This window comes from Phyllobacterium zundukense (assembly GCF_025452195.1).
Classification (GTDB): Bacteria; Pseudomonadota; Alphaproteobacteria; order Rhizobiales; family Rhizobiaceae; genus Phyllobacterium; species Phyllobacterium zundukense_A.
In genome coordinates, this window is record NZ_CP104973.1 from 3,359,469 (window position 1) to 3,379,555 (window position 20,087).

The window sequence follows — 20,087 nt, forward strand, 5'->3', positions numbered from 1 at the left end:
AAGGGAATTATCTGCTTGAAATCACTGAGGGAAAAGTGGCGCGAGTGACGGGGCTCGAACCCGCGACCTCCGGCGTGACAGGCCGGCACTCTAACCAACTGAGCTACACCCGCGCACTTTCGTACCGTACTATTTGTACGGCGTGAGCGGTCGTTTAAGGGGTTCGCGGGGGTGTGTCAAGCACAACTGGAGAGGAAAGATGCGATTGTGAAAAACTCATCCGACAAATCATAAAAGTGTCGCATCCCCTCTTGCCAATATCGGCGGAAACGCATAAACGCTCCGGAACGCACCCTTTGCGAAGGGCGATTAGCTCAGTTGGTAGAGCGCTTCGTTTACACCGAAGATGTCGGGAGTTCGAGTCTCTCATCGCCCACCATTCCCTCATCAATATACATTTTGATTTCCGACGCGCAGGCTCGCCACCATAAGCATGGTGCCGCGTGGGCGCATCATCAGCGCACTGGTACAGATCAAAAAGGCCGGGCAATTTCTTGCCCGGCCTTTTCCTTCAACGCTGTTCAATGAGCGATCTGAGCGCCTGCTTCATCCTCGACGGCCGAAGATGGCACGTGGGCCGGTTCGGTCCATTCGATTGGCTCCGGCTGGCGCACCAGTGCGTGCTTGAGCACCTCATTGGCGTGGCTGACTGGAATGATCTCAAGGCCGTTCTTCACATTGTCCGGAATCTCCACCAGATCCTTGGCGTTTTCTTCCGGGATTAGAACCGTCTTGATGCCACCGCGCAGTGCGGCGAGCAGCTTCTCCTTCAGACCACCGATGGGCAGCACCCTACCCCGCAGCGTGATCTCGCCTGTCATGGCGATATCCTTGCGGACCGGAATGCCCGTCAGTATCGAGACGATGGCTGTGACCATCGCAACGCCGGCTGATGGACCATCCTTGGGCGTCGCACCTTCCGGCACGTGCACGTGAATGTCGCGACGATCGAACAGTGGCGGCTCGACGCCGAAATCGATAGCACGCGAGCGGACATAGGATGCCGCTGCGGAGATCGATTCCTTCATCACGTCGCGCAGATTGCCTGTTACCGTCATGCGACCCTTGCCGGGCATCATGACGCCTTCAATGGTCAGCAACTCGCCACCCACTTCGGTCCAGGCGAGGCCCGTGACAACGCCAACCTGGTCTTCGCCATCGATCTGTCCAAATCGGAATTTCTCAACCCCGAGATATTCATCGATGTTTGCATCCGTGACCTTCACCGACTTCTTCTGAGTCTTCATGATTTCGGTGACGGCCTTGCGAGCCAGCTTCATCAATTCACGCTCGAGGTTACGAACACCGGCCTCTCGCGTATAGTTGCGAATGATGGCGCGGATAGCATCCTCGGATACAGAGAACTCCTTCGGCTGCAACGCATGATCGCGGATGGCCTTTGGCAACAGGTGCCGCTTGGCGATTTCCAGCTTCTCATCTTCCGTGTAACCGGCAATACGAATGATCTCCATGCGGTCCATCAAGGGACTAGGGATATTCAGCGTATTGGCTGTCGTCACGAACATCACATTCGAGAGGTCGTACTCGACCTCGAGATAGTGATCCATGAACGTGGAGTTCTGTTCCGGATCGAGCACCTCCAGCAGAGCTGATGACGGATCGCCGCGGAAGTCCTGGCCCATCTTGTCGATCTCATCGAGCAGGAAGAGCGGATTCGACTTCTTCGCCTTCTTCATCGACTGAATGACCTTGCCGGGCATCGAACCGATATAGGTCCGGCGATGACCGCGGATCTCGGCCTCGTCACGCACGCCGCCAAGCGACATGCGAATGTATTCGCGGCCGGTAGCCTTGGCGATCGAACGGGCGAGCGACGTCTTGCCGACACCGGGAGGACCAACGAGGCAGAGGATCGGGCCTTTGATCTTGGTCGACCGGGCCTGCACCGCCAGATATTCGACAATGCGGTCCTTGACCTTGTCCAGGCCGTAGTGCTCGGTATCCAGAACTTCGTCAGCGAGATTCAGATCGTTCTTGATCTTCGACTTTTTGCCCCACGGAATGGACAGCAGCCAGTCGAGATAGTTGCGAACGACAGTCGCCTCGGCGGACATCGGGCTCATCTGGCGCAGCTTCTTCAGCTCCGCATTGGCCTTTTCGCGCGCTTCCTTCGACAGCTTCGTCTTCTTGATGCGGTCTTCCAGTTCGGCGGACTCGTCGCGGCCATCTTCGCCATCGCCAAGTTCCTTCTGGATCGCCTTCATCTGTTCATTCAGATAATATTCGCGCTGCGTCTTCTCCATCTGGCGCTTGACGCGCGAGCGGATACGCTTTTCGACCTGAAGAACGGAGATTTCCGACTCCATGAAGGACATGGCCTTCTCCAACCGCGCACGCACGGAAAGGATCGACAACATATCCTGTTTCTCAGGAATCTTGATCGCGAGATGCGACGCGACTGTATCGGCCAGCTTGGAATAATCCTCTATCTGTCCGGCGGCGCCGACAACTTCAGGCGAAATCTTCTTGTTCAGTTTTACGTAGTTTTCAAAATCCGACACGACCGAACGGGCCAGTGCCTCGATCTCGACCGGATCTTCTTCCGGTTCTGTTAGCGTCACGGCAGAGGCTTCGTGATAATCTTCGCGTTCGCTGAAACCGGTGATCTCAGCGCGGGCGATACCTTCAACCAACACCTTGACCGTACCATCCGGCAATTTCAGCAATTGCAGGACGTTGGCAATAGTGCCGACTGTATAGATCGCGTCAGCCTGTGGATCGTCGTCCGCAGCGTTCTTCTGTGTGGCAAGCAGGATTTGCTTGTCGACGCCCATAACTTCCTCAAGCGCGCGAATGGATTTTTCACGGCCAACGAAGAGTGGAACGATCATGTGGGGGAAGACAACAATATCGCGCAACGGCAGAACGGCATAAAGCCCGCTCTCGCCACCCGCCGGTGTCTTCTTGCTTGCAACCGTCATTTTATGTCCTTTCTCAGGCCAATCGGCCAGATCGCCACGTCCGGGTACCCTTTAAGCTGCATGGCCAAATCCAAAGATCCATTTTGGGGGCGCATGCATTGAGCGGCGTACTACCAGTTATGCAGCTTAACACTTACTTGGAGTGGAAGTCCGCTTGTTTCAAGCACCCATACTCCAAGCTCATTCACAGAATCGTAATCTATCCTGCGCTCACGACAGTCCGAGTGCAATCGCTTGCAATGCCATGCACAGAATTCGACCCTAATACAAAACAGAAAAGCTCCGCGAGACGCGGAGCCTTGCCGTTACAGTGCCCTATTTCCGATGCCCTACGCGGAAACATTGCCTTTTTCTTCCTTACGCTCGGCATAGATATACAGAGGCCTCGAGCTGCCTTCCACGACGTCACCGGAGATCACCACCTCCTGGACGCCGTCAAGCGTTGGCAACTCATACATCGTGTCGAGAAGAATCTTCTCCATGATCGATCGCAGTCCCCGCGCACCGGTCTTTCGAGCAATCGCCCGCTTGGCAATGGCCTTCAACGCATCCTCATGGAACGTCAACTCGACGTTTTCCATGTCGAACAAGCGCTGATACTGCTTGACCAGAGCGTTCTTCGGTTCGGATAGAATCTGCACCAGCGCGACCTCATCGAGATCCTCGAGTGTCGCGATCACGGGCAGACGACCAACGAATTCGGGGATAAGACCGAATTTCAGCAAATCTTCGGGTTCAAGTTCGCGGAAGATCGCGCCGACGCGGCGATCGTCTGGGGCCTTGACCGCAGCACTGAAGCCGATGGACGTCTTTTCACCGCGGGCCGAGATGATCTTGTCGAGACCCGCAAAAGCGCCACCACAGATGAACAGGATGTTCGTCGTGTCCACCTGCAGGAATTCCTGCTGGGGATGCTTGCGACCACCCTGCGGCGGCACGGAAGCAACGGTGCCTTCCATGATCTTTAACAGCGCTTGCTGAACGCCCTCGCCCGACACGTCGCGTGTAATGGACGGATTGTCCGATTTACGGCTGATCTTGTCGACTTCGTCGATGTAGACGATCCCGCGCTGTGCCCGTTCGACGTTGTAGTCAGCCGACTGCAGCAGTTTCAGAATGATGTTTTCGACATCCTCGCCGACATAACCCGCTTCCGTCAGCGTCGTCGCGTCTGCCATCGTAAACGGCACGTCGATGATGCGCGCAAGGGATTGTGCCAGATATGTCTTGCCGCAACCGGTTGGCCCAACGAGAAGGATGTTGGACTTCGCAAGTTCGACTTCATTGTTTTTCGACGCGTGGGCCAACCGTTTGTAGTGGTTGTGCACCGCGACGGAGAGAACACGCTTGGCATGGTTCTGCCCGATGACATAATCATCGAGAACAGCCATGATTTCCTGCGGCGTCGGGACGCCTTCACGGGATTTCACCATCGAGGATTTATTTTCCTCGCGGATGATGTCCATGCACAATTCGACACATTCATCGCAGATGAAAACAGTCGGGCCCGCAATCAGCTTGCGAACTTCATGCTGGCTCTTCCCGCAAAACGAGCAATATAGCGTATTCTTGGAATCGCCGCCGCCGTTGCTGACTTTGCTCATTGCAGTTTCCTTTCAGTATCGGTCCCGCTCTCCCGGGTCCGCCACTTCCTCAGGTGGAAGTGAATAGTCATTCGTAGAATAGGCTTCTCTAACTCACCAATGGCTTAACGTAACGTCTGCTCCGCTCTATGCAAGCCGCATATGTGGCAGAAAGTCCGCATCAGGGTCAAAAAAACTTCATTTTTGACCCCGATGGACGATTTAGCCGGTTACTTAGTGTCACCTTCGAGCACAGCACGCGATTCAAGCACCTTGTCGATCAGGCCGAACTCGAGTGATTCCTGCGCAGTCATGAAATGATCGCGATCGAGAGTACGTTCGATCGAGTCGTAGTCGCGGCCGGTATGCTTGACATAAATCTCGTTCAGGCGGCGCTTCAACTTGATGATATCCTGGGCATGACGCTCGATATCTGACGCCTGTCCCTGGAAGCCACCCGATGGCTGATGCAGCATGATGCGAGCATTGGGAAGAACGAAACGCATGTCCTTCTCGCCGGCGGTCAGAAGCAGCGACCCCATGGATGCAGCCTGACCGAAGCAGAGCGTCGACACGGCCGGCCGGATAAACTGCATCGTATCGTAGATTGCCATGCCGGAGGTGACGACACCGCCCGGCGAGTTGATATACATGTTGATTTCTTTTTTCGGATTCTCCGACTCAAGGAAAAGCAGCTGCGCGCAGACAAGCGTCGCCATGCCGTCCTCGATCGGTCCGGTTATGAAGATGATGCGTTCTTTCAGCAGGCGCGAAAAAATATCATAGGCCCGCTCGCCCCGATTGGTCTGTTCGACGACCATTGGCACGAGATTCATAGCTGTTTCGATTGGGTCTCTCATCGGTGGGCCTCAGCGTTTTGGAGAATAAGGGGCTTAACCGCCCCAGATTCGTGGAAGACTAACCGATACATAGGGCGTCGCCACCCGGTTTCGCAAGATGTTCAAACGCATGAACCTTGTCTTACCAAACTTCCGAACCTAGCATGGTGTTTTGAGGCGCACGTTTCGGAGGTGTATCTTGTTCATTTTCAATGGCAGAAAGTTTGGATTTTTAGTTCTGGTTTGTATAACGCTGAGTAGCTTATCGACGAATGCTATTGCTCAAGACTCCGAGTGCGACAAACGGCAAGCAATCAATTCCCTTGATGAAATGTGGTCCGCACTTTACGCCTGTTGGCAGCCACCGGCTGACAGCAACGGGATGGCGATAACGTTGCGATTTTCTTTGCGTCGCGATGGAACTTTGATCGGGAAACCTGTGGCGACCTATTCGAATTTGTCAGGCGATGATTTCAAAAAAAGAGTTTTTGTTGCGTCAGTTATCGAGGCGTTGGACAAAGTTGTTCCTCTGCCACTAACCGATAGTATGGGAGGGGCGATCGCTGGACGACCTTTGGCGCTTTTATTCACGTCCGCGAGCGAAAGCTGACGCTTGGCTTATAACCTGATCACATATTCCTTTGCGCGTCGTCTCGAGCACTTCCCAGGTTCCGCGGGAATCAGCCTTATTGCAGCAACTGTATCGCTTGCCCTGTACCCTCGAACGGAATCGGACATTTACCTGTCCACTTTCGCAACACTGCTGAATTCGAACCGTTCGGAGCAAGGTAAAACCTGCCATCATCCAATTTAGCCATGCCGTAGGCTCCATCAGAGTCCATGCCGAAGATTCCGGTTTCCTTGTGGTAACGTCCTAACGCTGCCAGTGGCAGTAATTGACCTTCTTCCTCTTTTCCATTGACTTTGGGCTGACCGGAAATGACCGCCACCGTGGGAACAACATCGCCGTCGATGAGGAAAAGCTTGTAGTTCGGAAATTTTGGTTTCAGCCCCTTATATACAGCCAAGAACCAGTAATTTGTAGTTTCGTCATATTCCAAGTTCTGCACTCCGAAACTCGTATTTCCGGTGTAAACGAAATATTTGCCATCAACGTTTTCGGGCCCGCTCTCGTGAGGTGCAGATTGCTTGAGCGGCCGGGCATAATCGTCCCATTTCGTCACGTCATATTGCAACAAAACTTGGTGATCATTGTCTTTGCGCCTGACATTGCTGTATACTCCATAACCAACGGTAAGCATGGTCTTTTTCACACCGGCCGACTCAACGGCTGCCGGGTCAAACGCTGGGCCAAAGGCAACACCATCAATCCCACTGCACCCATATCGATGATCGGGACTGTCGGCTTTATCCGAGAAATCAACAGGCGTTTTGTTCTCTGGAGTCAAATCTGTAGTGAAGTCTTTCACGACCTCCTTCAGATAGACGGTTTTCATTACGTCGTCAGTCTCGGCATTCATACCGATCTTATCGATCAAATTGGCATCGAATATCGCAATGTAGAAGGATTTTTTTGCCTTATACTCCAAAGATCCATAAATTTTTCCGTTATAAAAGGCTATATCGCCCAAATGGCCAGTCAGACCGATCACGCTTCCCAGGATTTTACCTTCAAGGTCGGTCTTGACCAGCGCATTTGTAAATGAGCGATATAAGACCTTGTTGGCAGCGTCGACCGCCAGCCCCTGAAGGTGGCCGGCATTGGCGGGGAGTTTGCCGGAAGGAATTTCCGAAGGCCAGTCTGCTGCTCTTGCAAAGGAACCAGAAAAGAAGATGGTGAGGGCAAACAGTAATCTATAAATAATATGGCGCATAATATGTAATATAATCCAATATAAATGGTAAACTCTTGATATGAATATACCAAACGTCTATAATTTAAATACTTCAGTTTTCCATACAATGATCACCCGATATATGAAAAATATGAAGCCTGTATGACAAGTGGCCGGATCAAAGCCGGATCACATATTCCTTGCGCGTCGTCTCGAGCACTTCCCATGTTCCGCGGAAACCGGGGCGCAGCACGAAACTGTCACCCGCCTCGACATGCCGTTCGTCGCCGCCCTCCTCCGTGATGATCGAACGCCCGGAAAGGATGTGGCAGAACTCCCATTCATCATAGGCGATACGCCATTTGCCGGGCGTAGCCTCCCAAATTCCCGCGTAGATTCCGCCTTCGGCTTCATCGCAATTCCATGTTCGGAATTTCGGATCGCCCGAAACAATGCGATCCCGAGCTGGCTCGCCATGCTCGGGATCAATGCTGCCGAAATCGATTTTCACTATATTTGTCATAGGCTTATACTTTTGCCAGTGCCTGATCCAAATCGGAGATTATATCGGCGACGTTCTCGATGCCGATCGAAAGCCGCACCACATCGGGACCAGCTCCGGCCGCGATCTTCTGGTCGTCGCTGAGTTGCCGGTGCGTCGTCGAGGCAGGGTGAATGACGAGCGATCGCGTATCTCCGATATTGGCAAGGTGCGAGAAGAGTTCCAGATGCTCGACGAGCTTGACGCCGGCGTCGTAGCCACCCTTCAAACCAAAGGTAAAAACTGAGCCCGCACCCCTCGGCGAATACTTCTGCTGCAGCTCGTTATAGGGATCGTCTGCTAATCCCGCATAGCTGATCCAACCCACTTTATCATTTTGTTTCAACCACTTGGCGACCTCAAGCGCGTTGTCACAATGGCGCTGCATGCGCAGCGGCAAGGTTTCGATGCCGGTCAGGAGCTGGAAGGCATTGAACGGCGAGAGCGCTGGACCGAGATCGCGCAGACCGAGCACGCGGCAGGCGATGGCAAAGGCGAAATTGCCAAAGGTTTCGTGCAACACCACCCCATTATATTCGGGACGCGGTTGCGACAGCAGGGGGTAGTTTCCAGATTTCGACCAGTCGAACGTACCGCAATCGACAATGATCCCACCCATAGAATTGCCGTGGCCGCCGAGGAACTTCGTCGCGGAATGTACAATGATATCAGCGCCATAGTCGATTGGTCGGATCAGATATGGCGACGCCAGCGTATTGTCGACGATCAATGGAAGGCCATGCCGATGGGCGATTTCTGCGATGGCTTCGATGTCGGTGATGATGCCGCCGGGGTTGGCGATGCTCTCGACGAAGATAGCGCGGGTCCGGCTATCGATCTGCGCCTCGAATGCTGCGGGATCACTTCCGTCTGCCCAGCGCACATGCCAATCGAATGACTTGAAGGAATGGCCGAACTGGTTGATAGACCCGCCATAAAGCTTGTTGGACGAGACGAAGTTATCCCCAGGCTGCATCAATGTATGGAATATCAGAAATTGTGCCGCGTGACCGGATGCAACCGCCAGCGCGGCGGTTCCACCTTCAAGTGCCGCGACACGTTCTTCCAATACCGCATTGGTTGGATTGGTGATTCGGCTGTAGATATTGCCGAAAGCCTTCAGGCCAAAAAGAGACGCCGCATGATCCGCGTCATCGAAGACGAACGCCGTCGTTTGATAGATCGGCGTTACCCGCGCGCCCGTTTCAGGGTCGGGCCTGGCGCCGGCGTGGACCGCCAATGTTTCGATTCCGGGGGCCCGATGCGCCATGTTTGTCCTCCTGTTGCCAACCTTACCGCTAGGCTATGGGATAGCGATGCTGGGGCCAAGAGCGCATTTTCGCAACCAAGGACAATCTAATTACAGCTGACGATTGAGATTCTTGTGCCAGTTTCGGGGTTTCGTGCATAGGGATCGACACTTCTTGCATCAGAATCGCCGAAAATCGTTCAACTCTTGTACCGGAACGGCACCCAGGCATTTCATTTTTCAGCGCCCGACGAAAATGAAACGACCGGGGCGGGAAAATCCCTTCCTAGACACGCATGCCAAGCCGGGGAATTTCGATGGCCGGGCACCGGTTCATCACGACCTGGATCCCGGCTGCTTCCGCCTTGCGCGCCGCGGCCTCATCCCAAACACCGAGCTGAGTCCAGATCACCCGCGGCAGCGGTTCGAGTGCCAAGGCCTCACCACACCCGGAACGGCAGACGAGTTGCGGAAGACATCCACCATGTCGATCGGCTCTGGAATGTCGACGAGCCGTGCATAGACCAGTTGGCCAAGAATGGTCTTTCCCGCCTGCCCCGGATTGACCGGGATGACATGATATCGCTGGCCGAGAAGAAATCTCATCACCGAAAAACTCGGCCGCATTTCGTTAGGCGAAGCGCCGGTCAAGGCGATGGTTCTGACCGAAGAGAGAATCTCGCGAATATAGTCGTCGGAATAGTAGTCATGTTCCTGCATCAGCACGAATTTCCTGTTTCCGTTTACCCGGGCGGCGCCGCCCAAAGTTCATAGAATGGTTTCAGCGTGCGCAAATGCTTCTGGACAATCGCCATGTTCTCGGGTGTGGGTTTTGCATTCTCAACCTTGGCCAGCCCGGCTTTCAATCCCGCGATCATATCAGCCTTTTCCTGATCGGAAAGATTTGACATGGAAGGAATTGCGGCGATCGCTTTCTCCACGTCGGCGCGCGGATCGGGGTTGGTCGCCCAATGATAGGTCACCATGATCGTATTGGTCGTATTCACCCAATCCGAGAAGCTGGCAAAACCATATTCGGCTGCTTTCACATCGAGAACCACCGTTCGCTCCGCGGCCTCCCCCCTGCCGTCCACTTCGCGTACTGTCGCAGCCACGGGCGCAAAACCAAAAAGGAAACGTTTGATCGTATCCTCAGTCAGAGACACCGGCCGCTCCGGGAGACTGAACGTCTGAACAGCTTGTATCGGGGTTGGTGTCGTCTGTGTCGCGATAGTTCCCGCATAGGCAAGCGCAAAAACGCAGCATGCTGCGACCAATCCAGGCGGTTTCATAACGTCCTCCGTCTTGAAAAGACGATGTGGAAATAGGAGCGGCGAGTTTAACATTTAAGTGTAAAGAAAAAACAGCAAGGGATGGATTTTATGGCTATAGCGATGGACGTACGGGCGTTGACCTCCTTTCTGGAACGCGAATTTCCACAGGTGAATGCCGAAGGAATGGCCTTCACGGTGACTGGCGCCGGCGAAGGTTTTGCGTCCATGCGGCTCGATCCGTCAGACCGGCATTTGCGGCCGGGCGGGACGGTCTCCGGGCCAACATTGTTCGCGCTGGCCGATATCACCGCCTATGTCGCGATCCTCGCGCAGATCGGGCCGGTGGCCCTCGCCGTGACAACGAACCTCAATATCAATTTCCTGCGCAAACCGGAATCGGGACCTGTCGATGCCAAGGCAACAATTCTCAAACTCGGCAAGCGTCTCGCCATTGTCGAGATTTCCATGACAGGCGGTTCAACAAGCGAGCTTGTAGCGCACGCAACTGCGACTTATTCGATCCCGCCGAGAACATAGCAACGGGCCTCATTCAACCAACCGAATGGATTTTTCCGCGGCTTTCCTTTTCACCGGCGAGCGGGCATCGAGGAAGGCCGAAATCTCGCTCAACGTGGCATAGCCATCCTTGTTCTTGTCAATCCCGGCAAAATGATCGGCAACGAAGCCCCAACTCGCCGCGTGAGCGGTTTTTGCGGTCAACAGGTGGTTGGAGCGGGCGGTTGCCGCATCGAAACGCGCTTGCAGTTTTGCATCGATGATTTCCTGCACCGGAGGTTGCGTAGTCTCCTTCGGCAGAGGAAATCTCGGTCCGTCTCCTATCCGCAACAGATTTTGCTGCTGCGGTATTGCGCCTTGCACGCCAACCGGTCCTGTCGGAAAGGCTTGAACAGACGTTACAAGTGCTGTCACGGCGAAGGCACTGACCAAAAAGGCCCATGATCGATAATATTTTTTCATTTTCAAATCCGTTTTCTGAAGATTGGTTCGATCAATTGGTCGCCGCTGTTGCTGGAACACGCGCATAAAATTCGTCGAAGACTTTTTTGAATAGCGGACGGGCAGCCTCCACATAGTAGTTCATATGCCCGCTCGCAAACACATGTACCGGGATGACCTTGTCCAATCCGGCAAGCTGCAATTGTGTTTCGGTAGTAAAGAAGGGCGTCGCCATATCATAATAGCCATGCAGCGCCATGATCTTCAAATGCGGATCGGCGCTAAGCGCGGAGGTAAGGTCGGCAACGCCGCCTTTACCACGCGTGCCGTCAGATATGTACGTGCCGTACACTATATAGTCCTTCGCGGTACCGTCCGCCTTGTCCGAACCTCTGGAAAAATAATTCAAAAACGTTGGAAGCAGGCGCTTCACGCCGTTACCCAGAACGGTATCGTCAAAATAATCAGGGTCATAGTCATCGGCGAGCATCCGGGTATCGAATCTCTTGTTGCTGTATCGAGCCGCAGGCACGTTGGTCAAATGTTACCGGAAGCAAAATCGCCCCATGTCAAAATCTGATTTGCGGCGATATTACGAAATTCGTCCAACGCCGGTTGCAGTTTTGCCAATGAACCGGGATTGCCCTTGGCTTCAAGATAGGCTTTGAGGTTGGGCGTGTAAGTCGTTGTAACGAACTGTCTTATATAGTCCGCATATTGATCGATAGTGCGGGCACCCCGCCAACTCGTTTCCGGTTTTTGAAAAAACTCCGAAGTCATTGCCTGCGTTGGGAGATTGGTGCTGCAAGCGCAGGAGTTTCCCGACAATGAAGGTGCCCCGAGCATGACCCCAGAAAGCACTTTTACCGGCTTTCCCGTCGGATCCGGATCGTAATTGCTCGTCCCCGCATCCTCCATCAATGCGGCTGCAAGTGCAACACGGGCACCACCCCAGGATTCGCCGTAGAGATATTTGGGCGAGCTCTGCCGATTGTTTTTGTTGGAATAACTGGTGACGAAATCCCGTACGATCTCGGCATCCGTTTGCGCATCGGAGAAATCCGCGTTTTTGTGCGGGGCGATGGCAGTGGAAAAACCGGTCGTAACCGGATCGACAAAAACAAGATCGCTACCATCGAGAAGCGTCTCCTGATTGTCTATCAAAGGAAATGGGTTATCCGCCAACTTGCGTGCCATGAAGGGTACGTTGATGACGATCCGTTTTGGTGCATAGGCCGCCATGTGCAGGAAGACAGAGGCATAGCCGGGGCCACCGTTGAACAGGAATGTTACGGGGCGGTTTTCATGCGGCAGGTCATCACGCGTATAGGACATGTAAAAGATCGCGGCCTTGGGATCCTTCTTGCCGGTCACCGGGTCTTTCTGGCCATAAGCGATAGTGTGGCCGGCTTTGGCCGTAAACCAGACTTTTTTGCCGTTCAGGGTCATCGAATGCCGCATGACGGATGGGGTCTCGCTCACCTGCGGACTGGAAGGCAATGGGTGATCCTTGGCGTTGAACTTATAATCCTCCGGCGCATAGAGCTTGTAGGCATCTTCATCCCTGCCAGCATTGGTAAATATTTCGGCGGCCTCGCTTATTAGCCCGATCTCTTTGAGAACCGATGCTGCCTCGGTGACCTTGCCTTGCGTTTTCAGATCCAGAGCCTTGGCCCGCGCTGTCTGCAGCCGCAACGTCTCGCGCAAGGCCTCGCTTTTGTCTGTCAGAACGGCAAGTTCGTCCCGGGCCTTGGCGATCAGCCCCGGATTTTGTGCGGTGCCATTGCCCAAAAGCGCAGCCAACCTATCCTCGGCCGCCTTGACCGCGGTCTCGGCGATTGTGAGTTTCGCCAAGGCTTTGCCAATGTCGCCGGGGTCTTTTTCAGTTCCGTCACCGCTCAGCTTTGCCAGTCGCCGCTCTGCATCGTCCAGGATACCGGCGATCTTGTTCGCATCCTCCGTCAGCTTGGTGAGTTTGGTTCTCGCCTTCTGGATCGCGCCCGAGTCATCCGCCGCATCGAGCGCCGCCAGGAGCGAGGTCAGTTTGGCAATCCCCGGCCTTTCGGGCGTACCCTCGCCCGTCAGCAGCGTCATTTGATCTTGCGCATTGCTCAAGCCGTCGGTGGCCTTCTTCAGCTCGGCCTTGAGATCATCGAGCCGCTTTTCCGCCCCGGCAATTGTCGCAGGGTCCGCCTTTTCACCGATCAACTTGGCAAGGGCACCCCTCGCCTCGGCAATCTCGCCCGGCTTTTCCGTCGTGCCATCGCCGGAGAGGCGCAAAATGGTCTGACTTGAGGCGTTTGCGCTGTCGCTGAGGCCCTTGACCTGCGCGGTAAGCGCGTCAATCTTCGCCGAGACTGGACCTATCCCGGCATCCGTAGAACCAATCCGGCCGTTGAGCTGGTCGAGCTTTGTCTGGGAGTCGGCGAGCTTTGTACTGAGGCCGGTAACCTTGTCGTTCAGCGCAGCTAGCTGCGCATTGGCAGCATCGGAGAACGTGTTGTCCGCCACATCGGTCGGAGTATCATTACAAGCCGCCAGCCCAAGAAGTGCGAATAGCACTAAATATTTGAAATTCATTACGCCTCACAAAAATCCGCAAAAATTGCGTTATGCGGATTTGAGAGAGACTTGGTCAATTCAACGAAAGTCGCGAACTGCCTATTATCTCATCAAGAGTTGATGCTGATTCTTTATTAAGCAATGCTGTGCCAGCATCCCATCGGGGCAGCGACTATTCGGCCAGGACAATGCGAATGGCACGCGTTCCGACCGGGGCGCCGGTCTCGCGGTCGATGGTGACCGGATCGATTTCCGTTCCGGTCTCGGCGTCGAAGAACCGGGTCACCTCGCCCCCGCTACGATGCTTGCGTCCCCACGCGCCAATCGCAAACAGGACCGGCAGAAAGTCGCGGCCGGCTTCCGTCAGCACATATTCGTCCCGTGGCGGACGCTCGGAATAGCGGCGTTTCTCCAGTAGTCCATCCTCGGTCAGAGCTGAAAGCCGCGCCGTCAGCATCGTTGGCGCGATCCCGAGACTCTTGCGGAATTCATCAAAACGGGTGAGGCCCGTATGGGCATCGCGCATGATCAGCATACTCCATGCATCCCCCACAAGGGCGAGGCTGCGGGCGATCAGGCATGGCTGGTTTGAAAGTTTTTTCATGTCGATATCTTTTTGATAGTGACTTACTACTAAATTCATAGTAACTGATCATGCATAAATGTTCCACGACAAAATGAAAGAAAAAGGCAATGAGCAAGACACACCCTCGCATCGCCCTGGTAACGGGCGCTTCCTCCGGCATCGGGCTGGTAACGGCAAAAGCGCTGCGGCGCGATGGCTATCGCGTATTCGGTACAAGCCGGAAACCGATGTCCGATACCCCGGACGGGATCACGATGCTGATCTGCGATGTAACCGATGACGCATCGGTACAGGCGGTGGTCGATGATGTTCTAAGCCGCACCGGACAGATCGATCTACTGGTCAACAATGCCGGGATCGGGCTGCTCGGCGGCGCTGAAGAGTCTTCTGCGGCTCAGGCGAAAGCTGTGTTCGACGTGAACGTGTTCGGCGTCCTGCGAATGACGAATGCAGTGCTGCCCGTGATGCGACGCCAGCAGAAGGGGCGAATTATCAACCTGAGTTCGATACTCGGGCTCATTCCCGCTCCCTATAATGCCCTCTACGCATCGACCAAACACGCCATCGAGGGCTATTCGGAATCTCTCGACCACGAAGTTCGAACCCAAGGCATCCGCGTTGTGCTTGTCGAGCCGGGTGCGACCCGTACATCCTTCGAAGAGAACATCACCCGGCCGGACCAGCCGCTTCCCGTCTATGAGACTATCCGCGCCTATGCGGAGCAGCAGATGCGCGACGTCATTGAAAAGGGTGATGCACCCGAGGTGGTCGCCGCAGCGGTGGTAAGGGCCGCCAATGCGATATCGCCCAAAAGACGCTACACTGCAGGCAAAGCAGCGGCGCAAGTCCGGTTTATACGCCGCTTCCTGCCGGAGTCTTTCGTAGACAAGAACTTGCGAAAATTCAGCCGGCTTCCTGCGTGAGCGCCGACAGCGTCGCCGTTCGGCTTCGCCCGCCTACTATCGAGACGAAAGTTAGTTCCTATGAAATCATTCCTGATCGATCGCTATGTGAAGGATGGGGCACTGCGTTTCACGGAAAGTCCGGAGCCGGAGCTGCGGGAGAATGACGTGATGGTGGAGATTCACGCGGCCAGTGTGAATGTTCTGGACACCAAGATCAGGGATGGAGAGTTCAAGCTCATCCTGCCATATCGGCTTCCGCTGATCCTCGGTAACGATGTAGCGGGCGTCGTGGTCCGCGTCGGCGCCAATGTCCGGCGGTTCAAGCCCGGTGACGAGGTCTATGCACGCCCGGCGCAGGATCGCATCGGGACATTTGCAGAGTATATTGCCATGGACGAGGCCGATGTAGCGCTGAAGCCGAACAACCTGACCATGGAAGAGGCCGCATCCATTCCGCTTGTCGCGCTGACAGCTTGGCAGGTGCTTGTCGAGCGGGCCGATTTGCAGAAGGGGCAGCAAGTCCTGATCCATGCGGGCTCGGGCGGCGTGGGCACGATTGCGATCCAGCTTGCCAAGCATCTCGGGGCATATGTGGCGACGACCACAAGCACGGTAAATATCGATCTCGTCAAAAGTCTCGGTGCAGATGTCGTGATCGACTACAAGAAAGACAACTTCGAGGAGATCCTGCGGGAGTACGACGTCGTACTGAACAGCCTCGGAACGGATACGTTGAAGAAATCCCTTGGCGTGCTGAAGCCGGGCGGGAAACTGATCTCGATTTCCGGTCCGCCGGACCCGGATTTCGCAAAGGCGAACGGTTTCGGCTGGCCGCTTCGACTGATCATGCGGCTGCTGAGTTTCGGCATCAGGAGAAAATCGAAACGCCAAGGCATCAGCTATTCGTTCCTCTTCATGACGGCCAACGGCGCGCAGCTTGGTCATATCACGTCGCTGATCGAGGCAGGTGCCATACGACCGGTGGTGGATAGGGTCTTCCCGTTCGAGAAGACCAATGAGGCGCTGGCGTACGTAGAAACGGGTCGTGCAAAAGGGAAGGTTGTCGTCGCGATGAAGTGACGCCAGCGACGGTTTGGGTCTCCCGAAGCCTACTCTGAAGGAAACCAAGGCGTGGACCCATTAACGCTATGGGTACGCGCCGCGGTGTGCCCTAACCTGACAAGAGGTCAGTAATCCCAGAAGATCGGCACCCAACGAAAGGCGTCACCTTCAACCGCCACATGGCCGACCGACGGGAATGGCAGGTGGGTGGCCACCAGCAGCTCGCCGGTCGCCGCCAGCTCTTGCAAGAGACGGACCCGAACGCGGGCAGCCTCCTCGGGGTCATGTTCGAAGCCGTTGAACCAGTCGGGATGCTCGAACCCGACCGCGAACACGGCGTCGCCGGCGAACATCAGCCGGTCGTCGCCGGACGCGAGGCGCACCACGCTGTGTCCGGGGGTATGCCCGCCGGTGCGGGTGACGACCACCCCCGGCGCAACCTCGTACTCCTCCTCGAATGTCTGCAGATTGCTGCGGTACTCTTCCGCGAACCGCTTGGCGGCGGCCCGAAGCGCATCCGGGAACCCCTGCGGCATGGACACATGAGAGAAATCGGGATGTGTCCAGAACTCGACCTCGGCGGCCGCCACGTGGATTTTCAGGTCAGGACGCAGCTGGTCCTTCACCCCGTCGACGAGCAGCATACCAATGTGGTCCATGTGCATATGGGTAAGCACCACGTCCGTCACAGACGCAAGATCGATGCCGGCGGCCTCCAGCCGATGGGCCAACTGCCCGGCCCGCGGCAAGTTCAAGTTCGGGTCGTCTCCCAGCCCGGCATCGATGAGGATGGTCTTGCCGCCGCTACGCACCACAACCACGTTCAGCCCCCAGTCGAGCTTATCCGTCGGCAGGAAATTGTAGTTGAGCCAAGCCGCCCGGTCGGCGGCATCGGCGTTGTGGCCCAACATCTTGCCTGGCAACGGTAGCACCCCGTCGCTGATCACCATTACGTCGATCTCGCCGATCTTCAACGCATAGCGCGACGGAACCAGCTCGTCGGGGCCCGATCTAGCGGGGTGTGAAGTTTGTTGCAGGTTCATGTTTGCCTCCTGTGTTGCTGACCGCCGCCTTACACACGGCGTCGACGAAGCTACGTTGAGGCGAGTTCGCGGTAAATTGGGGTCGAGGCATAGGGCGAGCCATACCACAGTATAGGTCGTGCCATTCAGTTTGCGGAAAGCGTCCAATAACCGGAGTGGATGCCGGGGATGGCGGGCTGATCAGCCGATTCAGTTGCAGCACGCTGCCGAAAAAGGTGTGGTAATATAATACCTTTTCAATAAGTATTTGTATTTGCTTCGTTATTTCTGGTACGCAGCAAATTTCGTCACTTGACGCGAGCGCATGGCCCCTTTATTGAAACCCTCGACTGCGGTGGGTTTCCCGCCGTTTTTCATTGTTGTGCGAATTTTCATCGATCCGCATAACCCAAGCAACAAGAAAAGCCTTCTTTTATGAAGGATGATCTCAAGGACGAACACAATGGCTACCTTCACACAGAAGCCGGCAGATGTGACGAAAAAGTGGATCCTGATCGACGCCGAAGGTCTCGTCGTCGGCCGTCTTGCTTCCATCGTCGCCAACATCCTGCGCGGCAAGCACAAAGCAACCTTCACCCCGCACGTGGACGATGGCGACAATGTCATCATCATCAACGCCGACAAGGTTGCGCTCACCGGTAAGAAATTTACCGACAAGGTTTATTACTGGCACACCGGCCATCCCGGCGGCATCAAGGAACGCACTGCCCGTCAGCTGCTCGAAGGCCGTTTTCCGGAACGCGTCGTTGAGAAGGCTGTCGAGCGCATGGTTCCCCGTGGCCCGCTCGGCCGTCGCCAGATGAAGAACCTGCGCGTTTACGCCGGTTCCAACCACCCACATGAAGCTCAGGCACCTGAAGTCCTCGACGTCGGCGCGCTGAATTCCAAGAACAAAAGGAGCGCATAAGAATGGCTGAGCTCAACTCGCTCGCAGAACTCGGTACCTCTGCCGTCGCCCCGACGCAGGCCGCTGCACCGGTTCATGTCCAGAAGCTCGATGCCAAGGGCCGTGCCTACGCAACCGGCAAGCGCAAGGATGCGGTCGCCCGCGTCTGGATCAAGCCAGGTTCCGGCAAGATCGTCATCAACGAAAAGGAATACGGCAAGTATTTCGCCCGTCCGGTTCTGCAGATGATCCTGCAGCAGCCTATCGTTGCTGCCAACCGCGCCGGCCAGTACGACGTTATCGCTACCGTTGCCGGTGGTGGTCTGTCCGGTCAGGCCGGTGCCGTTCGTCACGGTATCTCCAAGGCCCTCACCTATTTCGAACCTGCACTGCGCGGCGTTCTGAAAAAGGGCGGCTTCCTGACACGCGACAGCCGCGTCGTCGAACGCAAGAAGTACGGCAAGGCGAAAGCCCGTCGCTCGTTCCAGTTCTCGAAGCGCTAATATCGCTTTATATGGACACGAACAGAAAGCGGGCCTTCGGGTCCGCTTTTTTGTTGCGCTGACGAGAGTTTGCGATAGCTTCGCCGCCGTGCGTGGTTCGACAAGCTCACCATGAGGGAGTTGGGTTGATTGCAACGATCGTCGCCAACGTTGCATCTCTGCTTCCTGCAACCAATGACGTCCCTCATGGTGAGCTTGTCGAACCACGCACAGCTGAAGATGCAGGAATCCCCGGAGCAGAAATCCAATGCCATCGAAGTCCATCGATCATGCCTTTACAGCGCGCAATCTGACCAGCGCAGCCACTGATCCGACCCATGCAGGCGCCCTCTCCTTCATGCGCAGGCGCTATACGAAAAGCCTGAACGGTGCCGAGGCCGTCATCTGGGGCATTCCGTTCGATGCGGCAGTCTCCAACCGGCCCGGCGCGCGGTTTGGTCCGCAGGCGATACGGCGAGCGTCGGCGATTTTCGACAATGATCCGCAATATCCGTTCCAGCGCGATCTGTTTGCCGATCTGGCTGTGATCGATTATGGCGATTGCCTGCTTGACTACGGCAATCACCAGAAAACCCCCGCGACGATCGAGCGGGAAGCCGCAAAGATCGTCAAATCCGGCGCGTTCCTTCTGTCGCTAGGCGGCGACCATTTCGTCACGTGGCCGATCCTCAAGGCGCATGCGGCCAAGCATGGTCCGGTGGCGCTGGTGCAGTTCGATGCGCATCAGGATACCTGGTACGATGACGGCAAGCGCATCGACCATGGATCCTTCGTTGGCCGCGCCGCGCGCGATGGGGTGATCGACCCTGCTCATTCGATTCAAGTCGGTATTCGCACCCACGCTCCCGACGACTGCGGATTGAAGATCGTTTATGGCTACGAGGTCGAGGAAATATCGGCGGCGGAGATAGCCAAGCAGATCATTGCGCGGACAGCGGGCAGAAAGGTGTATCTGACCTTCGACATCGATTGCCTCGACCCGGCCTTCGCGCCGGGCACGGGCACACCGGTGGCGGGCGGACCTTCCTCGGCAAAAATACTCTCAGTGCTGCGGCATCTGACAGAACTGAACATTGTCGGCGCCGACGTGGTTGAAGTTGCGCCCGCCTATGACCATGCCGATGTGACCGCGATCGCCGGTGCCACAATAGCGATGTATTATCTGGGTATTCTGGCAGAAAAGAAGGCCAAGCTAAAACGATGATGATCTTGGCAATGCTGCTGTGCGTGGTTCGACAAGCTCACCATGAGGTGGAACGGTGGGTTGCAAGATAAACGCCAATCTCCCAAATGAGGGGTGGTAACGTTGCAAGGTTAGTTCCCTGCAATCAGCCAACCTCCCTCATGGTGAGCTTGTCG

The 20,087-nt window shown here is 55.6% G+C and carries 19 protein-coding genes, 2 tRNA genes and 1 pseudogene; 8 read left to right on the forward strand and 14 right to left on the reverse strand.

The features are described from left to right. Positions 1–36: 36 nt before the first annotated feature. Positions 37–113, reverse strand: a tRNA-Asp gene (locus N8E88_RS28825). Between the two features lie 190 nt (positions 114–303). Between N8E88_RS28825 and N8E88_RS28830 the strand changes: the two genes are divergently transcribed. Beyond that, a tRNA-Val gene (locus tag N8E88_RS28830) sits at positions 304–379 on the forward strand. 142 nt (positions 380–521) lie between these two features. Here N8E88_RS28830 and lon read toward each other — a convergent pair. The 3 genes from lon to N8E88_RS28845 form a co-directional block, all read right to left on the reverse strand. Continuing rightward, positions 522–2,942, reverse strand: coding sequence for an endopeptidase La (gene lon, locus N8E88_RS28835; protein ID WP_262293521.1), 2,421 nt, complete (start codon positions 2,940–2,942; stop codon positions 522–524). Between the two features lie 329 nt (positions 2,943–3,271). Next, complete coding sequence (clpX, locus tag N8E88_RS28840; protein ID WP_114429271.1) at positions 3,272–4,546, reverse strand: ATP-dependent Clp protease ATP-binding subunit ClpX; 1,275 nt, start codon at positions 4,544–4,546, stop codon at positions 3,272–3,274. Between the two features lie 209 nt (positions 4,547–4,755). Next, complete coding sequence (locus N8E88_RS28845; protein WP_262293522.1) at positions 4,756–5,385, reverse strand: ATP-dependent Clp protease proteolytic subunit; 630 nt, start codon at positions 5,383–5,385, stop codon at positions 4,756–4,758. Positions 5,386–5,563: 178 nt separating this feature from the next. Between N8E88_RS28845 and N8E88_RS28850 the strand changes: the two genes are divergently transcribed. After that, positions 5,564–5,974, forward strand: coding sequence for a UCP034077 family protein (locus N8E88_RS28850; RefSeq protein ID WP_262293523.1), 411 nt, complete (start codon positions 5,564–5,566; stop codon positions 5,972–5,974). 76 nt (positions 5,975–6,050) lie between these two features. Here N8E88_RS28850 and N8E88_RS28855 read toward each other — a convergent pair whose 3' ends face one another. The 5 genes and pseudogenes from N8E88_RS28855 to N8E88_RS28875 all read right to left on the reverse strand — a co-directional run bounded on the left by N8E88_RS28855 (position 6,051) and on the right by N8E88_RS28875 (position 10,242). After that, positions 6,051–7,199 (reverse strand): hypothetical protein, encoded by a 1,149-nt coding sequence (locus N8E88_RS28855; RefSeq protein ID WP_262293524.1) that lies wholly within the window; start codon positions 7,197–7,199, stop codon positions 6,051–6,053. A gap of 139 nt (positions 7,200–7,338) precedes the next feature. After that, on the reverse strand, positions 7,339–7,683 hold the full coding sequence (locus N8E88_RS28860) for a cupin domain-containing protein (RefSeq protein WP_262293525.1): 345 nt from the start codon (positions 7,681–7,683) through the stop codon (positions 7,339–7,341). 4 nt (positions 7,684–7,687) lie between these two features. Beyond that, entirely contained in the window at positions 7,688–8,971 is a 1,284-nt protein-coding gene (locus N8E88_RS28865; RefSeq protein ID WP_262293526.1) for an O-acetylhomoserine aminocarboxypropyltransferase, read from the reverse strand. A gap of 265 nt (positions 8,972–9,236) precedes the next feature. After that, positions 9,237–9,670 (reverse strand): annotated as a pseudogene (locus N8E88_RS28870) (CoA-binding protein). Positions 9,671–9,693: 23 nt separating this feature from the next. Beyond that, positions 9,694–10,242 carry a hypothetical protein gene (locus tag N8E88_RS28875; RefSeq protein WP_262293527.1) on the reverse strand — a complete coding sequence of 183 codons (549 nt, stop codon included), beginning with the start codon at positions 10,240–10,242 and terminating at the stop codon, positions 9,694–9,696. 90 nt (positions 10,243–10,332) lie between these two features. Here N8E88_RS28875 and N8E88_RS28880 point away from each other — a divergent pair, with 90 nt between their 5' ends. Beyond that, positions 10,333–10,761 carry a PaaI family thioesterase gene (locus N8E88_RS28880; protein WP_262293528.1) on the forward strand — a complete coding sequence of 143 codons (429 nt, stop codon included), beginning with the start codon at positions 10,333–10,335 and terminating at the stop codon, positions 10,759–10,761. A gap of 9 nt (positions 10,762–10,770) precedes the next feature. Here N8E88_RS28880 and N8E88_RS28885 read toward each other — a convergent pair whose 3' ends face one another. From N8E88_RS28885 to N8E88_RS28900, 4 genes are all read right to left on the reverse strand, one after another. Further along, positions 10,771–11,202: a hypothetical protein gene (locus N8E88_RS28885; protein WP_262293529.1), complete on the reverse strand. Its 432-nt coding sequence runs from the start codon at positions 11,200–11,202 to the stop codon at positions 10,771–10,773. Positions 11,203–11,233: 31 nt separating this feature from the next. After that, positions 11,234–11,671 (reverse strand): hypothetical protein, encoded by a 438-nt coding sequence (locus N8E88_RS28890; protein WP_262293530.1) that lies wholly within the window; start codon positions 11,669–11,671, stop codon positions 11,234–11,236. Positions 11,672–11,718: 47 nt separating this feature from the next. Next, positions 11,719–13,761, reverse strand: a complete 2,043-nt coding sequence (locus N8E88_RS28895) for a S10 family serine carboxypeptidase-like protein (RefSeq protein ID WP_262293531.1) — start codon at positions 13,759–13,761, stop codon at positions 11,719–11,721. A gap of 154 nt (positions 13,762–13,915) precedes the next feature. After that, entirely contained in the window at positions 13,916–14,347 is a 432-nt protein-coding gene (locus N8E88_RS28900; protein WP_262293532.1) for a winged helix-turn-helix transcriptional regulator, read from the reverse strand. A gap of 89 nt (positions 14,348–14,436) precedes the next feature. Between N8E88_RS28900 and N8E88_RS28905 the strand changes: the two genes are divergently transcribed. Both N8E88_RS28905 and N8E88_RS28910 read left to right on the forward strand, forming a co-directional pair. Further along, on the forward strand, positions 14,437–15,252 hold the full coding sequence (locus N8E88_RS28905; RefSeq protein ID WP_262293533.1) for an oxidoreductase: 816 nt from the start codon (positions 14,437–14,439) through the stop codon (positions 15,250–15,252). 60 nt (positions 15,253–15,312) lie between these two features. Continuing rightward, positions 15,313–16,314, forward strand: a complete 1,002-nt coding sequence (locus N8E88_RS28910; RefSeq protein WP_262293534.1) for an NADP-dependent oxidoreductase — start codon at positions 15,313–15,315, stop codon at positions 16,312–16,314. Between the two features lie 107 nt (positions 16,315–16,421). On the opposite strand, the gene N8E88_RS28915 is transcribed toward N8E88_RS28910, so the two are convergent. Then, positions 16,422–17,339, reverse strand: coding sequence for an MBL fold metallo-hydrolase (locus N8E88_RS28915; protein ID WP_262293535.1), 918 nt, complete (start codon positions 17,337–17,339; stop codon positions 16,422–16,424). A 442-nt stretch (positions 17,340–17,781) separates the two neighbouring features. Between N8E88_RS28915 and rplM the strand changes: the two genes are divergently transcribed. The 3 genes from rplM to speB all read left to right on the forward strand — a co-directional run bounded on the left by rplM (position 17,782) and on the right by speB (position 19,932). Continuing rightward, a complete protein-coding gene (rplM, locus tag N8E88_RS28920) occupies positions 17,782–18,246 on the forward strand; it encodes a 50S ribosomal protein L13 (RefSeq protein ID WP_112551331.1) in 465 nt (154 codons plus the stop codon). A 2-nt stretch (positions 18,247–18,248) separates the two neighbouring features. Beyond that, positions 18,249–18,728 (forward strand): 30S ribosomal protein S9, encoded by a 480-nt coding sequence (gene rpsI / locus N8E88_RS28925; protein ID WP_112530868.1) that lies wholly within the window; start codon positions 18,249–18,251, stop codon positions 18,726–18,728. A 247-nt stretch (positions 18,729–18,975) separates the two neighbouring features. Further along, positions 18,976–19,932 carry an agmatinase gene (gene speB, locus N8E88_RS28930; protein ID WP_262293536.1) on the forward strand — a complete coding sequence of 319 codons (957 nt, stop codon included), beginning with the start codon at positions 18,976–18,978 and terminating at the stop codon, positions 19,930–19,932. The last annotated feature ends 155 nt before the right edge of the window (positions 19,933–20,087 follow it).